The organism is Cellulosimicrobium sp. EB106-03-01-XG111 (assembly GCF_058792115.1).
Window position 1 is genome coordinate 32797 of the sequence record NZ_JBYTEQ010000025.1, and the last position, 18516, is coordinate 51312.

Here is an 18516-nt window from a genome sequence, read left to right on the forward strand (position 1 = left end):
ACGAGAGGGCGGGGACCTTCGGCCCGCATCGGGGCCGGACCCTTGTGGGGACGCGCGGCTTGTGAAAACCTTCACAAGTAGAGAGACCGCCGAAGGAGCCGGGGCATCCCGGCCCCGGCACACCCGCGGCCGACGCCCGGCCAGGCCGGGCACCGGAGGGGACGCATGAGCGCGAAGAGCGCGAGCACGAAGGTCGAGAACCGCACCGAGGACACCCGCACGACGCACGAGATCGACGTCCTCGTCGAGCGGGCCCGCAAGGCTCTCGACCAGTACATGAGCCTCACGCAGGAGGACGTCGACCGGATCGTCCTCAAGGCGTCCGTCGCCGGCCTGCACCAGCACGGCCACCTCGCGCAGATGGCCGTCGCCGAGACCGGGCGCGGCGTCTTCGAGGACAAGGCGACGAAGAACATCTTCGCGTGCGAGCACGTGCCCAACTCGATGGCCAACCTCAAGACGGTCGGCGTCATCGGTCGCGACGAGCTCACGGGCGTCGTCGAGATCGCCGAGCCCGTCGGTGTCGTGTGCGCCGTGACGCCGGTGACGAACCCGACGTCGACGACCATCTTCAAGTCGCTCATCGCGCTCAAGACGCGCAACCCCGTGGTGTTCGCGTTCCACCCGAGCGCGCAGCGCTCCTCGGTCGAGGCCGCCCGCATCGTGCGCGACGCCGCGGTCGCGGCCGGCGCGCCCGACGACTGCATCCAGTGGGTCGAGCACCCGTCGATCGAGGCGACCAACACGCTCATGCACCACCCGGGCGTCGCGCTCATCCTCGCGACGGGCGGCAACGGCATGGTCCGTGCGGCCTACTCGGCCGGCAAGCCGGCGCTCGGGGTCGGCGCGGGCAACGTCCCGGCCTACGTGGAGAAGAGCGCCGACCTCGGTCGGGCGATCAACGACGTCGTCATGTCGAAGGCGTTCGACAACGGCATGGTCTGCGCGTCGGAGCAGGCGCTCATCCTCGACGACGTGATCTACGACGACGCGATGCGCGAGCTGGCCCGCCTGCACGCCTACCGCGTGACGCCCGCCGAGAAGGCGATGCTCGAGCGCCTCATCTTCGGTGTCGAGGCGAACGGCACGAACTGCGCCGGCGCGAAGCTCAACCCGAAGGTCGTGGGCAAGTCGCCCGTGTGGATCGCGCGCGAGGCCGGGTTCGAGGTCCCCGACGACACGTCGATCATCCTCGCCGAGATCGACGACGTCGGGCCCGACGAGCCGCTGAGCCGCGAGAAGCTCACGCCCGTCCTGGCCGTCCTGCGGGCCCGCGACACCGAGCACGGCGTCCGCCTCGCGGAGCGCATGGTCGAGCTCGACGGCCTGGGCCACTCGGCCGCGATCCACACGTCCGACGAGGGGCTCGTCGAGCGGTACGGGTCGCGCGTCAAGGCCGTGCGCGTGCTGTGGAACAGCCCGACGTCGCTCGGCGGGATCGGTGACATCTACAACGCGCTGCTCCCGTCGCTCACCCTCGGCTGCGGCAGCTACGGCGCGAACTCGGTGTCGAACAACGTGTCGGCGGTCAACCTCATCAACGTCAAGCGGATCGGGCGGCGCAACAACAACATGCAGTGGTTCAAGGTGCCCGCCAAGACGTACTTCGAGCCGAACTCGATCCAGTACCTCGCGCAGATGCGCGACGTGCACCGCGTCACGATCGTCACCGACAAGGTCATGAGCCGCATCGGCGTCGTCGACCGCGTGCTCGACGTCCTCGCCCGCCGCGAGGAGAAGGTCGCGATCCAGATCATCGACGCGGTCGAGCCGGAGCCGAGCGTCGGCACCGTGAACCGCGGCGCGGAGTCGATGCGCGACTTCGAGCCGGACACGATCATCGCGATCGGCGGCGGCTCGCCGATGGACGCCGCCAAGGTCATGTGGCTGCGCTACGAGCACCCGGAGATCGAGTTCTCCGACATGCGCGAGAAGTTCTTCGACGTGCGCAAGCGCGCGTACAAGTTCCCGGAGCTCGGCGGCCGGGCGAAGCTCGTGTGCATCCCGACGTCGTCGGGCACCGGCGCGGAGGTGACGCCGTTCGCGGTCATCACCGACCCGGAGACGGGCTTCAAGTACCCGCTCGCGGACTACGCGCTCACCCCGACCGTGGCGATCGTCGACCCCGTGCTCACGGACACCATGCCGGCGAAGCTCGCGGCCGACTCGGGCTTCGACGCCCTCACGCACGCCACCGAGGCGTTCGTCTCCGTCTACGCGAACGACTTCACCGACGGGCTGTGCCTGCAGGCGATCAAGATGGTCTTCGAGCACATCGAGGACTCGGTCACGCAGGGCGCGGCGGCCCCGAAGGCGCGCGAGAAGATGCACAACGCGGCGACCATCGCGGGCATGGCGTTCGGCTCGGCGATGCTCGGCATCGTGCACGCCATGGCGCACACCGTGGGCTCGACGTTCCACCTCGTGCACGGGCGCACCAACGCGGTGCTCCTGCCGCACGTGATCCGCTACAACGGCCAGGTGCCTACGAAGCTCACGAGCTGGCCCAAGTACGAGCGCTACGTGGCGCCCGAGCGGTTCCAGGAGATCGCGAAGCACCTCGGCCTGCCGGCCTCGACCCCGGAGGAGGGCGTCGAGTCGTACGCCAAGGCGGTCGAGGAGCTGCGCGCCAAGGTCGGCATCGAGGCGACCTTCGCCGCGCAGGGGGTCGACGAGCGGGCCTTCATGAGCCGCCTGGACGACCTCGCGCTCCGCTCGTTCGAGGACCAGTGCGCCCCGGCGAACCCGCGGATGCCGGTCCTGGAGGACATGCGCGACATCCTGGTCGCGGCCTACCGCGGCAGCAGCCGCGAGGTCGTGCGGGGAGAGCGGCTCGCGGCCCACGAGGGCGCGAGCGCGGAGGACGGGCAGGCGGCGACCCCGCCTGCCGAGAGCGTGGCGGCCGGCTGACCCTTCCCGGCCCCACGAAACCCGGAGCCCGACGGCGCGAGTCCCCTTCCGCCGTCGGGCTCCGTCGTGCGACGGGACGGCCTGGAGCGTGACGGGAGAGTCCCCGGTGTGCTATCCATGAGTAGCACGCGTCGCGCGGGCGTCCCTCGCGGAGCGGGGGAGGGGGTCGTTCGAGAACGGGGTGATACTGATAAGTCTGTAGACCGAGGAGTAGCGCTGGGTGACGGTTGCACGCGTGCAAGGAGATCTGCAGCGCGCGCTGGGTGAGAACCTGCGGACCCTCCGGGTCCGCCGCGGGATGAGCCAGGAGGACTTCGCCGAGTTCCTCGGCGTCCACCGGACCTACATGGGCGGGGTCGAGCGCGGCGAGCGCAACCTGACCCTCCGCTCGGTCGAGAAGCTCGCCGAGCGGCTCGACGTCGACCCCGTCTCGCTCCTCCGTCCACCGCCTTCGTAACGGCGCGGTCCGGCGTGTCGGACGCCCACGGCATCATGGTCCCGTCGCCGGGGAGGTGATCGGCATGACCGACGTGCTCGACAGCACGACAGGGGGATCAGCAGTGTGGGCTTCGCCGCTCGGGAGGCCGTCCTGGCAGGTGGACGACTGCCCGCCGTGGTGCGTGGCCGTCCACGAGGAGGACGACCACCCGCACGACCGCAAGCACCTCGGCCCGGAGCTCACGGTGCCCGCCACGACGCTCTCGGCGCACGCGTCGCCGGACGGCGTGCACCGGGACGAGCGGTCGGCGTCGGAGCTCGTGCTGTCGCTCCACCGCAGGGACGGCTCCCACGACACGTGGGTCTACGTGGGCGACGGCTTCGAGCAGCGCGTCGAGGTGCTGCTCGGCGACATGTGGCGCATCGTCGAGGCGTTCGGGCACGCGGTCGAGGGCCTGCCCCCGGACGCGTGAGCCGGGCTCAGGCCGTGCCGCCCGGCCGCACGAACCCGGCCTCGTACGCGAGGATGACGAGCTGCACGCGGTTCGTCAGGCCGACCTTGGTGAGCAGCGACCGCACGTGGCTCTTCACGGTCGCCTCGGTGAGGTGCAGCTCCGCGCCGATCTCCCGGTTCGACAGGCCGCGCGCGACGGCGAGCAGCACCTCGCGCTCGCGCGGGGTCGCCGCGTCGAGCCCGGTGACCGTGGCGCCGGCGTCCGTGGTGTCGGCCGTGGCGAGCGGCGCCTGCCGCGCGAGCTCGACGTAGGTCGAGATGATGCGGCCCGTCACCGCCGGGTCGAGCAGGGAGTCGCCGGCGTGGACGCGGTGCACGGCGTCGACGAGCGACTGCGGGTCCGCGTCCTTGAGGAGGAACCCGGCGGCGCCCGCGCGCAGCGCGCCGTACACGTACTCGTCGTCGTCGAACGTCGTGAGGACGAGCGTGCGCACCGCCGCGAGCTCGGGGTCGGCCACGATGCGCGCGGTCGCCTCGATGCCGTCCAGCCGGGGCATGCGCACGTCCATGAGCAGGACGTCGGGGCGCAGGGCGCGCGCCATGGCGACCGCCGTCTCCCCGTCCCCGGCCTCGCCGACGACCGTGACGTCCGGCTCGTTGTCGAGGATCATGCGCAGGCCCAGCCGGATGGTCGCCTGGTCGTCGACGACGACGACGCGGACCGGGGCGACCGCCGTCGTGCCCGTGCCGGGGGCGCTCACGCCGCCTCCCGCGGGACCCGCGCCTCGACCGTCCAGCCGCCGCGGCCGTCCGGCCCGGCGGCCAGCGCGCCCCCGGCCGCGAGCGCCCGCTCGCGCATGGAGGTCAGGCCGTGCCCCTGCCGGCCGTCGGTGCTCGGCAGCGGCGGCCCGGGGTCGTGGACGCGCAGGCGCAGGTCGCCCGCGCGGTCGGTCAGCGTCACGGTCACGTCGTGGGCGAGGGAGTGCAGCAGCACGTTGGTCAGGGCCTCCTGGGCGATGCGGACGACGGCGAGGCCGGACTCGGCGCTCGTCGTGGGCCACGGGTCGGGGAGCGTGAGGTCGACGGCGCGCCCGGCGTCGCGCAGGCGGCGGGCTGCCGCGCGCAGCTCGTCCGCGGCGCGGTCGCCGTCCGGCGTCGGGGCGAGGGCCGCGGCGCCGCCGTCGGCCTCGGTGCCGCGGCGCAGCACCTGCACCACGGACCGCATCGCGGTGAGCGCCTGCTTGCCCTCGTCGGCGATCCACCGCACGGCCTCGGCCGGTGCGTCCGGGCGGTTCGCGGCGACGCGGTCGGCCGCCTGGGCGCGCACGACGATCGCCGACATGTGGTGCGCGACGACGTCGTGCAGCTCGCGCGCGATCCGCGTGCGCTCGGCGAGCACGGCGCGCTCCGCCAGCTCGGCCTGGAGCGCCTGGAGCTCCGCGTTGCGCTCGCGCAGGCTCTCGGACGTGAGGGCGAGACGGCGGAAGAAGTACCCGGCGGCGACCGCGACGAGCACGAGGGCGAGCGCGAGGACGACGTCGGAGGGGGAGTTCGCGACCCAGAGCTCGTCGACGGAGAAGGGGCGGGGCGGCAGCACGAGGCCGGGGCGCCCGGCGAGCTGCAGGGCGAACGCGGCGAGGCCCGCGGCGACCGTCGCGAGGACCGGCGGCACCGCCCCGGAGCGCGTCGCCGCGAAGCCCGCGATCATGAGCGGCACGAGCTCGAACGGGGTCTGCATGATCCAGGGGATCGCGAGCGGGTAGAGGGCGACGGTGCCCCAGAACAGCGGACCGGGCGCGACGCGGCGCAGCGCGAGCGCGAGCACGATCCCCAGGCCGGCGACCCGGTACGAGTCGGGGAAGCGCGGGTACCAGTAGTCCCCGCGCTCCATGACCATGACGACGGTGAACCACGCGGCGCCCGCGAGGAGCGCGGTCGCGAGGTCCTGCGCCCACACGGGCAGGCGGGTCGGCTGGGGCACGCGTCCACGGTAGCCGGGGCGCGTCGTGGGCGGCACCGCCCCGGGAGGGAACCCCGCCCGCGCGACCTCCGCCCCAGGGCGGAAGGACGTCGGGCCGGGGGCTGACGCCACGGGCCCGGGTGCACCGCACGGCGGGGGGCGAGGAGCCGCCGTCGGGTCGATGTGGCGAGGGGGCGCCGCGGGCGAGCCTCGTGGCATGACCACGACACCCCTGCGTCCCACCCCTCCCGCCCGCCACGTCCCGGGCCCCCGCGGCCCGCGGCGCGTCGCCCGCGCCGTGCTCGGCGTCCTCGCCGTCGGCGCGCTCGGCGCCGCCGGCGCGCTCACGTACCTCACCGTGACGACGCACGACGGCGACGCCGTCGCCGACCCGTCGCCCACGCTGCGCCCGCAGACCGCGACGGGGCTGGACCCCGAGCTCGAACGGCGCTTCGACGAGGCGCGCGCGGCCGCCGACGCCGACGGCGTCGAGCTGACGCTCACCTCGGGGTGGCGCACCGCGGCGGAGCAGGAGGAGCTCGTCGAGGCGGCCCTCGAGCGCTACGGGTCGCCCGAGGAGGCCCACCGGTGGGTGCTCCCGCCCGAGACCTCGGAGCACGTCGCGGGCCTCGCGATCGACGTCGGGCCGACGGACGGCGCGCTGTGGCTCGGCGAGCACGGTCCCCGGTTCGGCCTGTGCCGCACGTACGCGAACGAGATGTGGCACTTCGAGGCCGCGACCGAGCCGGGCGGGACGTGCCCGCCGATGCACGAGGACGCCTCGCACGGCTGGGGGTGAGGGCCCGCCGGGGTGCGGTCCGGGGGCGGCGGATGTGGGCGGTCCGCGCGATGATGTGCGGGTGAGCGAGAGCACCCCCGCGACGTCCGCGCCGACCCCCCCGACCCCGACGGACGAGGACGTGCCCGCGGCGTCGTCCGCCGCCGAGCTCGACGAGGCCGGGGCGCAGCGGCGCTGGGCCGAGCTCGTCGCGCAGATCGAGGCCGACCAGCGGGCCTACTACGAGGAGGACCAGCCGGTCTCGTCGGACGCGGAGTACGACGCGCGGATGCACGAGCTCCAGGCGCTCGAGGCCGCGCACCCCGCCCTCCAGACGCCCGAGTCGCCCACGCAGCGCGTGGGCGGCCGGGCCGCGGCCGGCTTCGCGACCGTCCAGCACCTCGAGCCCATGCTCTCGCTCGACAACGCGTTCAGCGCCGAGGACCTCGCCGCGTGGGCGGCGCGCGTGCACCGCGACCTCGGCGTGGCCGCGGACGCCGAGGTGGACTACCTGTGCGAGGTCAAGATCGACGGCCTCGCCATCGCGCTGCTCTACGAGAAGGGCCGCCTCGTCCGGGCGGCCACGCGCGGCGACGGGCGCACGGGCGAGGACGTGTCCGCCAACGTGCGGACGATCACCGGGATCCCGCAGCGCCTCGGCGGCGACCCCGCGACGCACCCCGACGTCATCGAGATCCGCGGCGAGGTGTTCATGGGCGTCACGGACTTCGCCGCGCTCAACGAGAAGCTCGTCGCCGCGGGCCACGCGCCGTACGCCAACCCGCGCAACACCGCGGCCGGGTCGCTGCGCCAGAAGGACCCTGCGGTGACGGCGAGCCGCAACCTGCGCATGTACGCGCACGGCGTCGGCGCGCTCCAGTGGGAGGCCGGCGAGCACGCCGAGCTCGCGCGGCAGTCCGACGCCTACGCCCTGTTCGAGCAGTGGGGCGTCCCCGTGTCGCCGCACAACCGGGTCGTGCACGGGCTCGACGAGGTCATGGACCGCATCGCCTACTTCGGCGAGCACCGCCACGACATCGAGCACGAGCTCGACGGCATCGTCGTCAAGGTCGACGAGCTCGCGCTCCAGCGGCGGCTCGGCGCCACGAGCCGCGCACCCCGGTGGGCCATCGCCTACAAGTACCCGCCCGAGGAGGTCAACACGCGCCTCCTCGCGATCCAGGTCGGGGTCGGCCGCACGGGCCGCGCGACCCCGTACGCGGTCATGGAGCCGGTCAAGGTCGCGGGCAGCACGGTGCGCCAGGCGACCCTGCACAACCAGGACGTCGTCCGCGCGAAGGGCGTGCGCATCGGCGACATGGTCGTGCTGCGCAAGGCGGGCGACGTGATCCCCGAGATCCTGGGCCCGGTCGCGGCGCTCGCGGACGACGGCTACCCGCGCGAGGACTTCGTCATGCCCGCGGACTGCCCGGAGTGCGGCACCCCGCTGCGCCCCATGAAGGAGGGCGACGTCGACCTGCGCTGCCCCAACGCCGAGTCGTGCCCCGCCCAGGTACGTGGCCGGGTCGAGCACATCGGGTCGCGCGGGGGCCTCGACGTCGAGGTGCTCGGCGAGGTGACGGCGGCGGCGCTCACGCAGCCGCTCGAGCCCGCCGAGCCACCGTTGCGCACGGAGGCCGGGCTGTTCGAGCTGAGCGTCGAGCAGCTCGTCCCGATCCGGGTCGTCGTGCGCGACTCCGAGACCGGGCTGCCGCGCGAGTACGACGGCACCGGCGAGCCGGCGGAGATCACGATGCCGGACGGCTCGACCGCCACCGTGAAGTCCGTGTGGCCGTTCCGGAAGAAGCGCAAGCTCTCGAAGGCCGCGGAGCGCGAGGCGGTCGAGGCGGGCGAGCCGCTCTTCGAGGCGTCGACCAACGCGACGAAGCTCGTGGAGGAGCTCGAGCTCGCGAAGACGAAGGACCTCTGGCGCATCCTCGTCAGCCTCAACATCCGGCACGTCGGCCCGGTCGCGGCGCGTGCCCTCGCGGACTGGTTCGGCTCGCTCGACGCGATCCGGGCGGCGTCGCGCGACGAGCTCGCCGCGGTCGAGGGCGTGGGGCCCGTGATCGCCGACCAGGTCGTCGAGTGGTTCACCGTCGGCTGGCACGTCGAGATCGTCGACCGCTGGCGGGCGGCCGGGGTGCGCTTCGAGATCCCGGACCACCCCGGCCCCGGCGCGCGCCAGGAGCCCACCGGTCCGCTCGCCGGGCTGACGGTCGTCGTCACGGGGTCGCTCGAGGGGTTCAGCCGCGACGGCGCCAAGGAGGCCGTCATCGCGGCCGGCGGCAAGGCGTCCGGGTCGGTCTCGAAGAAGACGGACTACGTCGTCGTCGGGGCGAGCGCCGGCTCCAAGGAGACGAAGGCGCGCGACCTCGGGCTGCCGATCCTCGACGAGGAGGGCTTCGTCGCGCTCCTCGCGGGAGGGCCCGACGCCGTGGCCGACCGCCTCGGTGCGGGCCCGGCGTCGGACGACGCGGGCGACACCCCGGCCAGGGAGGGCGGGGGAGAGCCTGACGCGGACGGCTGAGCCGCGCGTCGAGCCGGACGCCTACGATGCTCCGGTGCTCGACGCCACCACCGCCCCGTCCCGTACCCTCCCGACCCTGCGCGGCGCCCACCTCGTGGGCTCCGTGAACCTGCCGACCGCGCGCGAGACCTTCCGGGCGGTGGGGGAGCACCTCGGCGACCACGTGCGCCGCGTCCCCGACGGGGAGGTCGGCGAGCGGTTCCACTGGATCCTCTTCCAGGGCGAGCGGTTCTCGGCCGTCGAGGGCCTCGCCCGCGTCCCGGTGGACCCGGTCGTCGTGGCGGGGTTCGACGTCCGCCCGCACGTCCTCGACGGCTCCGTCGACGCGGCGGACCTGCGGTTCGGCCCGCTCGGCTACGCCGACGCGGCCCTCGCCTCGTACGCCGACTTCGTCGCGCTGCGCGAGGAGGGCGTACTCCCGGCCGGGACCCGCTTCCAGGTGTGCCTGCCCTCGCCGCTCGCGCCGGTGACGGCGTTCGTCGCGCCCCAGGACCGCGCGGCGGTGCACCCCGTCTACGAGGCCGCGCTCGTCCGCGAGCTCGCGACGATCGTCGCCGCGGTCCCGGCGGAGGACCTCGCGGTCCAGGTCGACCTCGCGACGGAGTTCGCGTTCGTCGAGGGCGCGAACCTCGGCGGCGGGGCGGCGCGCGCGTGGTTCGACGCCGAGGCGGGGGGAGACGAGGACGTCGTCGCGGGGTGCGCGCGCCGGGCCGCGGCGTTCGCGCGGCACGTGCCCGCCGGGGCGGAGCTGGGGTTCCACCTCTGCTACGGCGACGTCGCCGAGAAGCACTTCGTCGAGCCGACGGACACCGCGAACCTCGTCCGCGTCGCGAACGCCCTCGTGGAGCACCTCGACCGGCCGGTCCAGTGGGTCCACCTGCCCGTCCCGATCGCGCGCGACGACGTCGCGTACGTCGCGCCGCTGGCGGACCTGCGCCTGGACCCGGCGACCGAGCTCTACCTCGGCCTCCTGCACCACGAGGACGGCGTCGAGGGGGCGCGTCGTCGGCTCGCCGCGGCGGCGACGGTGCTCGGCGACCGACCGGTCGGCGTCGCGACGGAGTGCGGCTTCGGCCGCGGCCCGAGCGAGCGAACCACCGGCCTGCTCGACCTGCACGCCGCGGTGCTCGCGGCGGTCTGACGGCTCAGCCCCCGGGCCGCCGGGCGACGACCTCGCGCAGCCGCGCGACGCCGTCGGGCGGGACGGGGAGCGACGGCCCGCGCGGGGGAGCGGTCGGCACGCCGAGCAGGGCGGCGAGGGCGTGGAACCCGCTCACCGGGCGCAGGTCGGCGAGCACGTCCGTGAGGTCGTGCACCCAGCGGGCGACCCGCGCGTCGGGCACCGTGCCCGCGGTGCGGGCGCGGCGGAGCGCGACGTACTCCGCGGGGACGAGCGCGGCGAGCCCGGTGTGCCAGGCATCGGCCGGCTCCGCGCCGCGCACGAGCGCGACGTCGCCACTCAGCCCGACGCTCACCCCGAGTCCGTCCGTCGCGGCCCGCAGCTCCGCGACCCGGCCCTGAGGTCGCGCGGGCGTGGACGCCGCGTCCTTGACCGCGGCGAGGGTCGTCGTGCGGGCGAGGTACGCCAGGGCGCCCGGCGTGAGGTCGTACGCGGTCTGGACGCTGCGGTTGTAGAAGCACACCGGCAGGTCGACGTCCGCCGCGACCGCCTCGAACAGCGCGACGACCTCCGCCTCGCCGAGCGGGAGGTAGGAGAACGGCGCGAGGACGAGCCCGTCGGCGCCCGCCTCGCGCGCCGCGCGGGCCCGCGCGAGGACCTCGCGCGTCGACGCGCCGCTCACCGCGACGTGGACGGGCACGGCCGTGGTGCCCGCCGACCTCGCGGCCACGGCCGCGCGCACGACGGCGTCGCGCTCGTCCGGGTCGAACGTGACCCCCGCGCCCGACGACGCGAGCACGACGACGCCGTCTACCCCCGCCTCGGCGGCATCCCGGACCAGGCGGCCGAGGGCGCCGAGGTCGGGGGCGTCGTCGTCGGTGAGGGGCGTGATCGGGTAGGCGAGGAGGCCGCGGAAAGCGGTCACGCGCGCGGGCTCAGCGGCTCGCCCAGAGGATGCCGCGCTCGACGATCGTGCGGATCGGCGGCACCTCGAGGTCGGCGAGCTGGTGGCCCGCCGCGCACACGAAGATGCGTCCGGCGCCCCAGCGGCGCGTCCACACGGCGGGGGAGACGACGGGCTCGTGCCACGGGTCGCCGTCGCGCGGGAGGATCGTCGTCGTCGCGAGGACGTCGTTGTAGGAGTCGGCGAGCACCCAGTACTGCTCCGAGTGCAGCGCGATCGAGTCGATCCCGGCGACGATCGGGTGGTCCGCGCGCTCGGGCACGATCTCGATCGTGTGGTCCACGAGGTCGTGCGCGTGGGCGGCGAACTGCCCGCCCACCATCTGCAGGTAGTCGGTGGCGAGCCGGAACGAGTCGACGATGCCGCCGTGCCAGCCCGCGAACCCGGTGCCGTTCGAGATGGCGGTGCGCAGCCCGCGCATCTCGTCCGGGAGGATCTCGCCCATCGTCCAGCACTGCACGACGAGGTCGAGGCTCGTCATGAACTCCTCGTCGGCGTACGCCTCGAGCGACCCCTCGAGCGTCACGTCGTAGCCGGACGCCTCGAGGAACGGGATGAACAGCTCGGCGGCCTCCTCGGGTGCGTGCCCGGGCCAGCCGCCCCGGACCACGAGCGCTCGACGGTTCCGCTCGGTCATGACTCCTCCTCGTGCTTCGTCACACTCGTCGCGCCCGCGCGCGCGGGCAGCGGCCCCCGTCGACCGCGCTCAGGCGATGAGCGCGTCGATCGCTGCGGGCGAGAGTACGTGATCGACGGCCATGGCGCTCGCACCGAGCACGCCGGCCTGACCTCGTGCCTGCGAGGTGACGATGCGCAGGTGCTGCGTCGCGAGCGGCAGCGAGCGCTGGTACACGATCTCGCGGATGCCCGCGATGAGGTGCTCGCCGGCCTCGGCGACGATGCCGCCGATGACGATGAGCGAGGGGTTGAGCAGGCTGACGCACGCCGCGAGGACGGAGCCGATGTCGCGCCCGGCCTGGCGCACGGCCTGGCTCGCGGTGAGGTCGCCGCCGCGCACGAGCGCGACGACGTCGGAGCTGGTGGTGGCGTCGAGGCCCGCGGCGGCGAGGGCGGCGGCGACGGCCTGGCCGCTCGCGACGGCCTCGAGGCAGCCCACGTTCCCGCAGCGGCACGGGACGTCGGCGGCGCTCGGGACGGCGACGTGCCCGATGTCGCCCGCGGCGCCCTGCGCGCCGCGCCGGAGCTCGCCGTCGGCGATGATGCCCGAGCCGATGCCCGTCGCGACCTTGACGAAGAGCATGTCGGTGACGGCGGGCCAGGCCGTGCGGTGCTCGCCGAGCGCCATGATGTTCACGTCGTTGTCGACGAGCACGGAGGCGTCGAACCGCTTCTGCAGGATGCCGGGGACGTCGACGTCGTCCCATGCGGGCATGATCGGCGGGTTGATGGGCCGCCCGGAGGAGTGCTCGACGGGTCCGGGGAGGCCGACGCCGACGCTGACCAGGTCGTCGATGCTGCGCCCGGTGGTCGCGACGAGCTTCTCACCGGTGTCCGCGACCCACGACAGGACGACGTCGGGACCGTCCGCGATCGCGAGCGCCGCGTCCGTCTCGGCGAGCACGTTGGACGCGAGGTCCGTGACCGCCAGGCGGGCGTGGGTCGCGCCGAGGTCGACGGCGAGGACGATGCGCGCCTCAGGGCTGAAGGCGAAGGTCACGGGCGGGCGCCCGCCGGTCGAGCTGGCCTCGCCCGCGGGGGCGATGAGGCCGGCCGACATGAGGAGGTCGATCCGGGCGGCGATGGTCGACCGCGCCTGTCCCGTGATCGCTGCGAGGTCCGCACGGGTGCGCGGCTGACCGTCCCGGAGCAGCTGGAACATGTCGCCGGCACCGGTCGGGCGCGGCGCGAACTTCAGCAGTTCCTCCATGGGCACAGTGAATCACGGAGCCTCTCGTCGGTCGTCCGTACCAGGCGGACGAGTCATCGGCTTTTGCTTGACGATCGCCAAAAGGTACCCTACTGTCCCCTCCCAAGGCGACATGGACGTCGTCGAAAGGTGTGGAGGTCCGACGACGGTCCTCCGGTCCGGGCGACGACCGCCCCTCGAGCTCCCCCTGGCCCCCGATCGCACGTCGAATTCTCGGCATCCCTGCTCGTGCAGGGCCTGCCGGACCCTACCGCCTCTGCCGCACCCCGTGACACGCACGGAGCGGCGGGAGCGTTCCCATCGGGCGCCAAGGGCGCGCACACTTTTGTCGGTCACGGAGTGGTAACAGTAGCAAAAGACGACAACCTTATGATTGACGCTCGTCAAAAGGTCCGCTAGGTTCACCGCATGGTCACCGCAGACCCTCCCCAGCCGCTCCTGCAGATGCAGGGCATCGTCAAGGTCTTCCCCGGGGCTCGTGCGCTCGACGGCGTCGATCTCGAGATCCTCCCGGGCGAGGTCCACTGTCTCCTCGGTCAGAACGGGGCCGGCAAGTCCACGCTCATCAAGGTGCTCGCCGGTGCTCACCAGCCCACCGAGGGCCAGATCCTCCTCGACGGCGAGCCCATCACCATCTCCGACCCCGTGGCGGCGCTGAAGCACGGCGTCGCGACGATGTACCAGGAGCTCGACGTCGTCGACGGCCTGACCGTCGCGGAGAACGTGTACCTCGGGCACGAGCTCGCGACCATGGGGTTCTCCCAGCGACGCGAGGCGGTGCGCAAGACGCGCGAGCTGCTCAAGCGCCTCGGTCACTCGGAGGTCTCGCCGAGCACGGAGGTCGGGCGGCTGTCGGCAGCCGGCAAGCAGATCGTCTCCATGGCCCGGGCGCTGTCCCACGACGCGCGCGTCATCATCATGGACGAGCCCTCGGCGGTGCTCGACTCCGAGGAGGTGGGCAACCTCTTCCGCGTCGTGAAGGAGCTGACGAAGGCGGGCGTCGCCGTCGTCTACATCTCCCACCGGCTCGAGGAGATCCGCGAGATCGGCGACCGCATCACCGTCCTCAAGGACGGACGCACCGTCGCCCAGAACCTCCCGGTGTCCGAGACCCCGACGGCGAAGCTCATCACGCTCATGACCGGGCGCTCGGTCGAGTACGTCTTCCCGGACTCCGACGGCCCGACGGACGCCGCGCCCGTCGTGCTCGACGTCGCGGGGCTGAGCCTGCGCGGCGTGTTCGCGGACGTCTCGTTCCAGGTGCGTGCCGGAGAGATCGTCGGCCTCGCCGGGCTCGTGGGCGCGGGCCGCTCGGAGATCATCGAGACGGTCTACGGCGCGCGCAAGGCGACCGCGGGCACCGTGACGGTGGACTCGAAGCGGCTCCGTGCCGGCTCGGTCGCGGCTGCCGTGGACGCCGGGATCGGGCTCGCGCCCGAGGAGCGCAAGAGCCAGGGTCTGCTGCTCGACGAGCCCGTGTACCGCAACGTCACGCTCTCGACGTTCTCGCGCTTCGCGCGGTTCGGTCTGCTCGACGAGAGCGCCGAGCGCAAGGCAGCGAAGGAGCAGGCGGACTCGCTCGAGCTGCGCCCCACCGGCGTCGACCGGGCCATCCGCACGCTGTCGGGCGGCAACCAGCAGAAGGCGATGCTCGCCCGCTGGCTCGTCCACGGCTGCCGCGTGCTGCTCCTCGACGAGCCCACGCGCGGCGTCGACGTCGGCGCGCGCGCCGAGATCTACGCCCTCATCCGCAGGCTCGCCGACGAGGGTGCCGCCGTCGTCGTCGTGTCCAGCGAGATCCCCGAAGTCCTCGGCCTCGCCGACCGTGTCCTCGTCGTCTCCGAGGGTCGCGTCGTCCACGAGGGGCCCTCGAGCTCCATCGACGAGCACCAGGTGCTCGACATGGTCATGGAAGGAAGTGTCGCGTGAGCGAGCAGCAGGTGTCGGCGTCGATGCCGACGAACAAGCCGGACGCCGACGAGTCGGCGCGTGTCGAGAAGGCCGCGAGCCAGCCTCGTCGTTCCGGATTCATGTCCGGGGCGGCGGGCCGGAACATCGGTCTCGTCCTCGCGCTGCTCCTCCTGTGCGCCGTGGGCTTCGCGACGGCAGGGGAGCGGTTCGCGAGCGTCAGCAACCTCATGACCATCCTCAGCCTCGGGTCGGTCACCGGCGTCCTGGCGATCGGGATGACGTTCGTCATCACGACGGGAGGCATCGACCTGTCGGTCGGCTCCGTGCTCGGGCTCTCCTCCGTGTGGGCGACGACGCTCGCGACCCAGTCGTACGGCTGGGTCGTCATGGTGATCTGCGCGCTCGCGGTCGGCCTCGGCGCCGGGCTCCTCAACGGCCTGATCATCGCCTACGGGCGGGTCGTGGCGTTCATCGCGACGCTCGCGATGCTCGTCGCGGCGCGTGGCCTCGCCGAGCTCATCGCGCAGAAGCGCACGCAGATCGTCCAGGTCGACGCGTTCAACGACATCTTCCGGGGCAACCTCCTCGGGGTCCCGAAGATCGTGTGGATCTTCGCGATCGTCGCCGTGCTCGGCTGGTTCCTCTTCAACCGCACGACGTTCGGCCGCCGGACGGTCGCCGTCGGCGGCAACGCCGAGGCCGCGCGCCTCGCGGGCATCAAGGTCAAGCGTCACCTCCTGTACGTGTACGCGCTGTCCGGGCTCACCGCGGGCATCGCCGGCGTCATGATCCTCGCCCGCACGAGCGCCGGGTCCTCGACCAACGGCCTGCTCCTCGAGCTCGACACCATCGCCGCGGTCGTCGTCGGCGGCACGCTCCTCGCGGGCGGCCGGGGCACGATCGTCGGCACCGTGCTCGGTGTCCTCATCTTCACGACGCTCACGAACGTCTTCATCATCAACAACGTCGACAGCTCGGTCCAGCAGATCGCCAAGGGCGCGATCATCGTCGGCGCGGTGCTGCTCCAGCAGCGCCTCTCCCGGCGCACCACCTAGCGACCCCGGGCCCGCGGCGCCTCCGCGCCCCGCGGCAGCCCGGGACGAGCCCCGCACCACCCACCACCCCGTCAGTTCCCCTGAGGTTCCACCCGCAGGACAGCATCGAAGGAGATCCCATGTCCGCACGCACCACCCTCCGCCGCCGCATCACGCTCGCGACGGTCTCGGCCGCCTCGATCGCGCTGATCGCGACGGCGTGCACCTCCAACACGCCGCAGGACGAGGGCACGACCGAGGGCGACGGCGGGGGCAGCACCAACCAGGCCGTCTCCGACAACGACGCCCCGGGCGACCCGATCGTCATCGGCTTCTCGGCCCCCGCCGCCGACCACGGCTGGATGGGCGCCATCACGACCGCCGCCGAGGCCGAGGCCGCGGAGTACGAGGACGTCGAGCTGCGCGTCGCCGACGGCACGAACGACGTGAACGTCCAGATCAGCCAGATCGAGGGCTTCATCAACGACGGCGTCGACGCGATCGTGCTCCTGCCGTTCGACGGCGCCGCGCTCACCGAGGTCGCGACGAAGGCGATGGACGCCGGGATCCCCGTCATCAACGTCGACCGCGAGTTCTCCAGCCCGTTCGCGGCGCGCACCACCGTGCTCGGCGACAACTACGGCATGGGCGTCAGCGCCGGCCAGTACATCTGCGAGCAGCTGGGCGACAACCCGGACGCCGTGGTGGCCGAGATCGCCGGCATCGACTCGCTCCCGCTCACGCAGGACCGCAGCCAGGGCTTCGAGGACGCGCTGTCCGACTGCGGCCTCGACGTCGACAACCGCGTCGCCGCGGACTTCACGGTCCAGGGCGGCGAGGCCGCGACGGCCAACCTCCTCCAGGCCGCGCCGCAGATCGACGCCATCTGGAACCACGACGACGACCAGGGCGTCGGCGTGCTCTCGGCGATCGAGAACGCGGGCCGCGACGAGTTCTTCATGGTCGGCGGCGCCGGCTCGAAGCAGGTCATGGAGCACATCCAGTCCGGCGACTCCGTCCTGCAGGCGACGGTCGTCTACCCGTCGACGCAGGCCGCGGACGGCATCAAGCTCGCCCGCCTCGTCGCGCACGAGAAGAACCTCAGCGACCTCGCGTCGTCCGACGTCCCGCGCACGCTCCAGCTCTTCGCGCCCGTCGTGACGAAGGACAACGTCGACCAGTACCTGCCGAGCGCGTTCCAGTCCTGACGGACCCGCTGACACCCGTCAGCACGCAGCAGGAAGCACGCGGACCACGCCCACGGTCCGCCCGGGTACCGCCCGGCCGGACCGTGGGCGTGCGCCGTGAGGAGCACGGAAGGAACGTCATGGCAGGAAACGACGGCGCGCAGCTCGGCGTCGGCATGGTCGGGTACTCGTTCATGGGGGCAGCGCACTCGCAGGCCTGGCGGACCGCCCCCCGGTTCTTCGACCTCCCCCTCGACCCGCGGATGCGGGTCCTCGGCGGCCGCAACCCGGAGGCGGTCGCCGCCGCCGCGCAGCGGCTCGGCTGGGAGTCCACGGAGACGAGCTGGCAGGCGCTCGTCGGCCGGGACGACGTCGACCTCGTCGACGTGTGCACGCCCGGCGACACCCACGCCGAGATCGCGATCGCGGCGCTCGAGGCCGGCAAGCACGTGCTCTGCGAGAAGCCGCTCGCGAACACCGTCGCCGAGGCCGAGAAGATGGTCGCGGCCGCCGAGGCCGCCGCGCAGCGCGGACAGGTCGCGATGGTGGGCTTCACCTACCGTCGCGTGCCGGCGATCCAGCTCGCGCGCCAGCTCGTGGCCGACGGCCGCATCGGTACCGTGCGGCACGTGCGCGCGCAGTACCTCCAGGACTGGATCGCGGACGAGGACGCGCCCCTGTCGTGGCGGCTGGACAAGACCAAGGCGGGCAGCGGCGCGCTCGGCGACATCGGCGCGCACGTCATCGACCTCGCCCAGTTCATCACCGGCGAGCGGATCACGAGCGTCTCGGGGCTGCTCGAGACGTTCGTCAAGGAGCGTCCGGTCGCGACGGAGTTCGCCGGGCTCTCGGGACAGGGCGGCACCGAGCGCGGCCCCGTCACCGTGGACGACGCCGCGATCTTCCTCGCCCGGATGTCCGGCGGCGCGATCGGCACGTTCGAGGCGACCCGGTTCGCCTACGGCCGCAAGAACGCGATCCGCCTGGAGATCAACGGGTCGAAGGGCTCGGTCGCGTTCGACTTCGAGGACATGAACGTCCTGCACTACTTCGACGCCGCCGACGACCCGGCCGTCGCGGGCTTCCGCCGCATCGTCGTGACGGAGCCGCAGCACGCGTACGTCGGGCACTGGTGGCCCGCGGGCCACGGCCTCGGCTACGAGCACGCCTTCACGCACCAGGTCGTCGACCTGGTCGAGGGCATCGCCGCCGGGACGCACCCGGCGCCGACCTTCGCGGACGGCCTGGTGGTCCAGCGCGTGCTCGACGCGGTCGAGCGCAGCGCGGCGTCGGGCGGCTGGGTCGAGCCCTAGGTCTCGACCCGCCGCACGGACGGCAGACC

At 73.3% G+C, this 18516-nt stretch carries 15 protein-coding genes; 10 read left to right on the forward strand and 5 right to left on the reverse strand.

Annotation, left to right across the window (positions count from 1 at the left end):
- The first annotated feature begins 165 nt into the window (after positions 1-165).
- The 3 genes from adhE to AC3WT4_RS17635 all read left to right on the forward strand — a co-directional run bounded on the left by adhE (position 166) and on the right by AC3WT4_RS17635 (position 3821).
- A complete protein-coding gene (gene adhE / locus AC3WT4_RS17625; protein WP_083385126.1) occupies positions 166-2910 on the forward strand; it encodes a bifunctional acetaldehyde-CoA/alcohol dehydrogenase in 2745 nt (914 codons plus the stop codon).
- 235 nt (positions 2911-3145) lie between these two features.
- Complete coding sequence (locus AC3WT4_RS17630; protein WP_024839235.1) at positions 3146-3367, forward strand: helix-turn-helix domain-containing protein; 222 nt, start codon at positions 3146-3148, stop codon at positions 3365-3367.
- Positions 3368-3431: 64 nt separating this feature from the next.
- Positions 3432-3821: a DUF6907 domain-containing protein gene (locus AC3WT4_RS17635; protein ID WP_146177721.1), complete on the forward strand. Its 390-nt coding sequence runs from the start codon at positions 3432-3434 to the stop codon at positions 3819-3821.
- A gap of 7 nt (positions 3822-3828) precedes the next feature.
- Here the strand turns inward: AC3WT4_RS17635 and AC3WT4_RS17640 are convergent, their stop codons facing one another.
- Both AC3WT4_RS17640 and AC3WT4_RS17645 read right to left on the reverse strand, forming a co-directional pair.
- The gene (locus AC3WT4_RS17640; RefSeq protein WP_492316090.1) at positions 3829-4563 is read right to left on the reverse strand and encodes a response regulator; all 735 of its coding nucleotides are present in this window, start codon (positions 4561-4563) and stop codon (positions 3829-3831) included.
- The gene (locus tag AC3WT4_RS17645) at positions 4560-5783 is read right to left on the reverse strand and encodes a sensor histidine kinase (RefSeq protein ID WP_492316091.1); all 1224 of its coding nucleotides are present in this window, start codon (positions 5781-5783) and stop codon (positions 4560-4562) included. The genes AC3WT4_RS17640 and AC3WT4_RS17645 overlap by 4 nt, the downstream gene beginning before the upstream one ends.
- A 196-nt stretch (positions 5784-5979) precedes the next feature.
- On the opposite strand from AC3WT4_RS17645, the gene AC3WT4_RS17650 reads away from it, so the two are divergent.
- The 3 genes from AC3WT4_RS17650 (at position 5980) to AC3WT4_RS17660 (ending at position 10211) form a co-directional block, all read left to right on the forward strand.
- On the forward strand, positions 5980-6561 hold the full coding sequence (locus AC3WT4_RS17650; protein WP_083385124.1) for a M15 family metallopeptidase: 582 nt from the start codon (positions 5980-5982) through the stop codon (positions 6559-6561).
- A gap of 61 nt (positions 6562-6622) precedes the next feature.
- Positions 6623-9070, forward strand: a complete 2448-nt coding sequence (gene ligA, locus AC3WT4_RS17655; RefSeq protein WP_492316092.1) for an NAD-dependent DNA ligase LigA — start codon at positions 6623-6625, stop codon at positions 9068-9070.
- 34 nt (positions 9071-9104) lie between these two features.
- Positions 9105-10211, forward strand: a complete 1107-nt coding sequence (locus AC3WT4_RS17660; protein ID WP_492316093.1) for a hypothetical protein — start codon at positions 9105-9107, stop codon at positions 10209-10211.
- 4 nt (positions 10212-10215) lie between these two features.
- Here the strand turns inward: AC3WT4_RS17660 and AC3WT4_RS17665 are convergent, their stop codons facing one another.
- The 3 genes from AC3WT4_RS17665 to AC3WT4_RS17675 form a co-directional block, all read right to left on the reverse strand.
- Positions 10216-11115: a dihydrodipicolinate synthase family protein gene (locus AC3WT4_RS17665; protein ID WP_492316094.1), complete on the reverse strand. Its 900-nt coding sequence runs from the start codon at positions 11113-11115 to the stop codon at positions 10216-10218.
- Positions 11116-11125: 10 nt separating this feature from the next.
- Positions 11126-11791, reverse strand: a complete 666-nt coding sequence (locus AC3WT4_RS17670; protein ID WP_074807426.1) for a ThuA domain-containing protein — start codon at positions 11789-11791, stop codon at positions 11126-11128.
- Between the two features lie 69 nt (positions 11792-11860).
- Positions 11861-13042: an ROK family transcriptional regulator gene (locus AC3WT4_RS17675; protein WP_074807423.1), complete on the reverse strand. Its 1182-nt coding sequence runs from the start codon at positions 13040-13042 to the stop codon at positions 11861-11863.
- A gap of 408 nt (positions 13043-13450) precedes the next feature.
- Here AC3WT4_RS17675 and AC3WT4_RS17680 point away from each other — a divergent pair, with 408 nt between their 5' ends.
- The 4 genes from AC3WT4_RS17680 (at position 13451) to AC3WT4_RS17695 (ending at position 18487) form a co-directional block, all read left to right on the forward strand.
- Complete coding sequence (locus AC3WT4_RS17680; RefSeq protein ID WP_074807421.1) at positions 13451-14971, forward strand: sugar ABC transporter ATP-binding protein; 1521 nt, start codon at positions 13451-13453, stop codon at positions 14969-14971.
- Complete coding sequence (locus tag AC3WT4_RS17685) at positions 14968-16008, forward strand: ABC transporter permease (protein ID WP_286186069.1); 1041 nt, start codon at positions 14968-14970, stop codon at positions 16006-16008. Before AC3WT4_RS17680 ends, AC3WT4_RS17685 begins: the two co-directional genes overlap by 4 nt.
- A gap of 119 nt (positions 16009-16127) precedes the next feature.
- Positions 16128-17195, forward strand: a complete 1068-nt coding sequence (locus tag AC3WT4_RS17690; RefSeq protein WP_492316095.1) for a substrate-binding domain-containing protein — start codon at positions 16128-16130, stop codon at positions 17193-17195.
- Between the two features lie 119 nt (positions 17196-17314).
- Positions 17315-18487: a Gfo/Idh/MocA family protein gene (locus tag AC3WT4_RS17695; protein WP_074807416.1), complete on the forward strand. Its 1173-nt coding sequence runs from the start codon at positions 17315-17317 to the stop codon at positions 18485-18487.
- Positions 18488-18516: the final 29 nt, after the last annotated feature.

Bases quoted from the DNA above. Each gene is read 5' to 3' on its own strand.
- adhE (WP_083385126.1), top strand. From the start codon at position 166: ATGAGCGCGAAGAGCGCGAGCACGAAGGTCGAGAACCGCACCGAGGAC.
- AC3WT4_RS17635 (WP_146177721.1), top strand. From the start codon at position 3,432: ATGACCGACGTGCTCGACAGCACGACAGGGGGATCAGCAGTGTGGGCT.
- AC3WT4_RS17650 (WP_083385124.1), top strand. From the start codon at position 5,980: ATGACCACGACACCCCTGCGTCCCACCCCTCCCGCCCGCCACGTCCCG.
- AC3WT4_RS17670 (WP_074807426.1), bottom strand. From the start codon at position 11,791: ATGACCGAGCGGAACCGTCGAGCGCTCGTGGTCCGGGGCGGCTGGCCC.
- AC3WT4_RS17675 (WP_074807423.1), bottom strand. From the start codon at position 13,042: ATGGAGGAACTGCTGAAGTTCGCGCCGCGCCCGACCGGTGCCGGCGAC.
- AC3WT4_RS17680 (WP_074807421.1), top strand. From the start codon at position 13,451: ATGGTCACCGCAGACCCTCCCCAGCCGCTCCTGCAGATGCAGGGCATC.
- AC3WT4_RS17690 (WP_492316095.1), top strand. From the start codon at position 16,128: ATGTCCGCACGCACCACCCTCCGCCGCCGCATCACGCTCGCGACGGTC.
- AC3WT4_RS17695 (WP_074807416.1), top strand. From the start codon at position 17,315: ATGGCAGGAAACGACGGCGCGCAGCTCGGCGTCGGCATGGTCGGGTAC.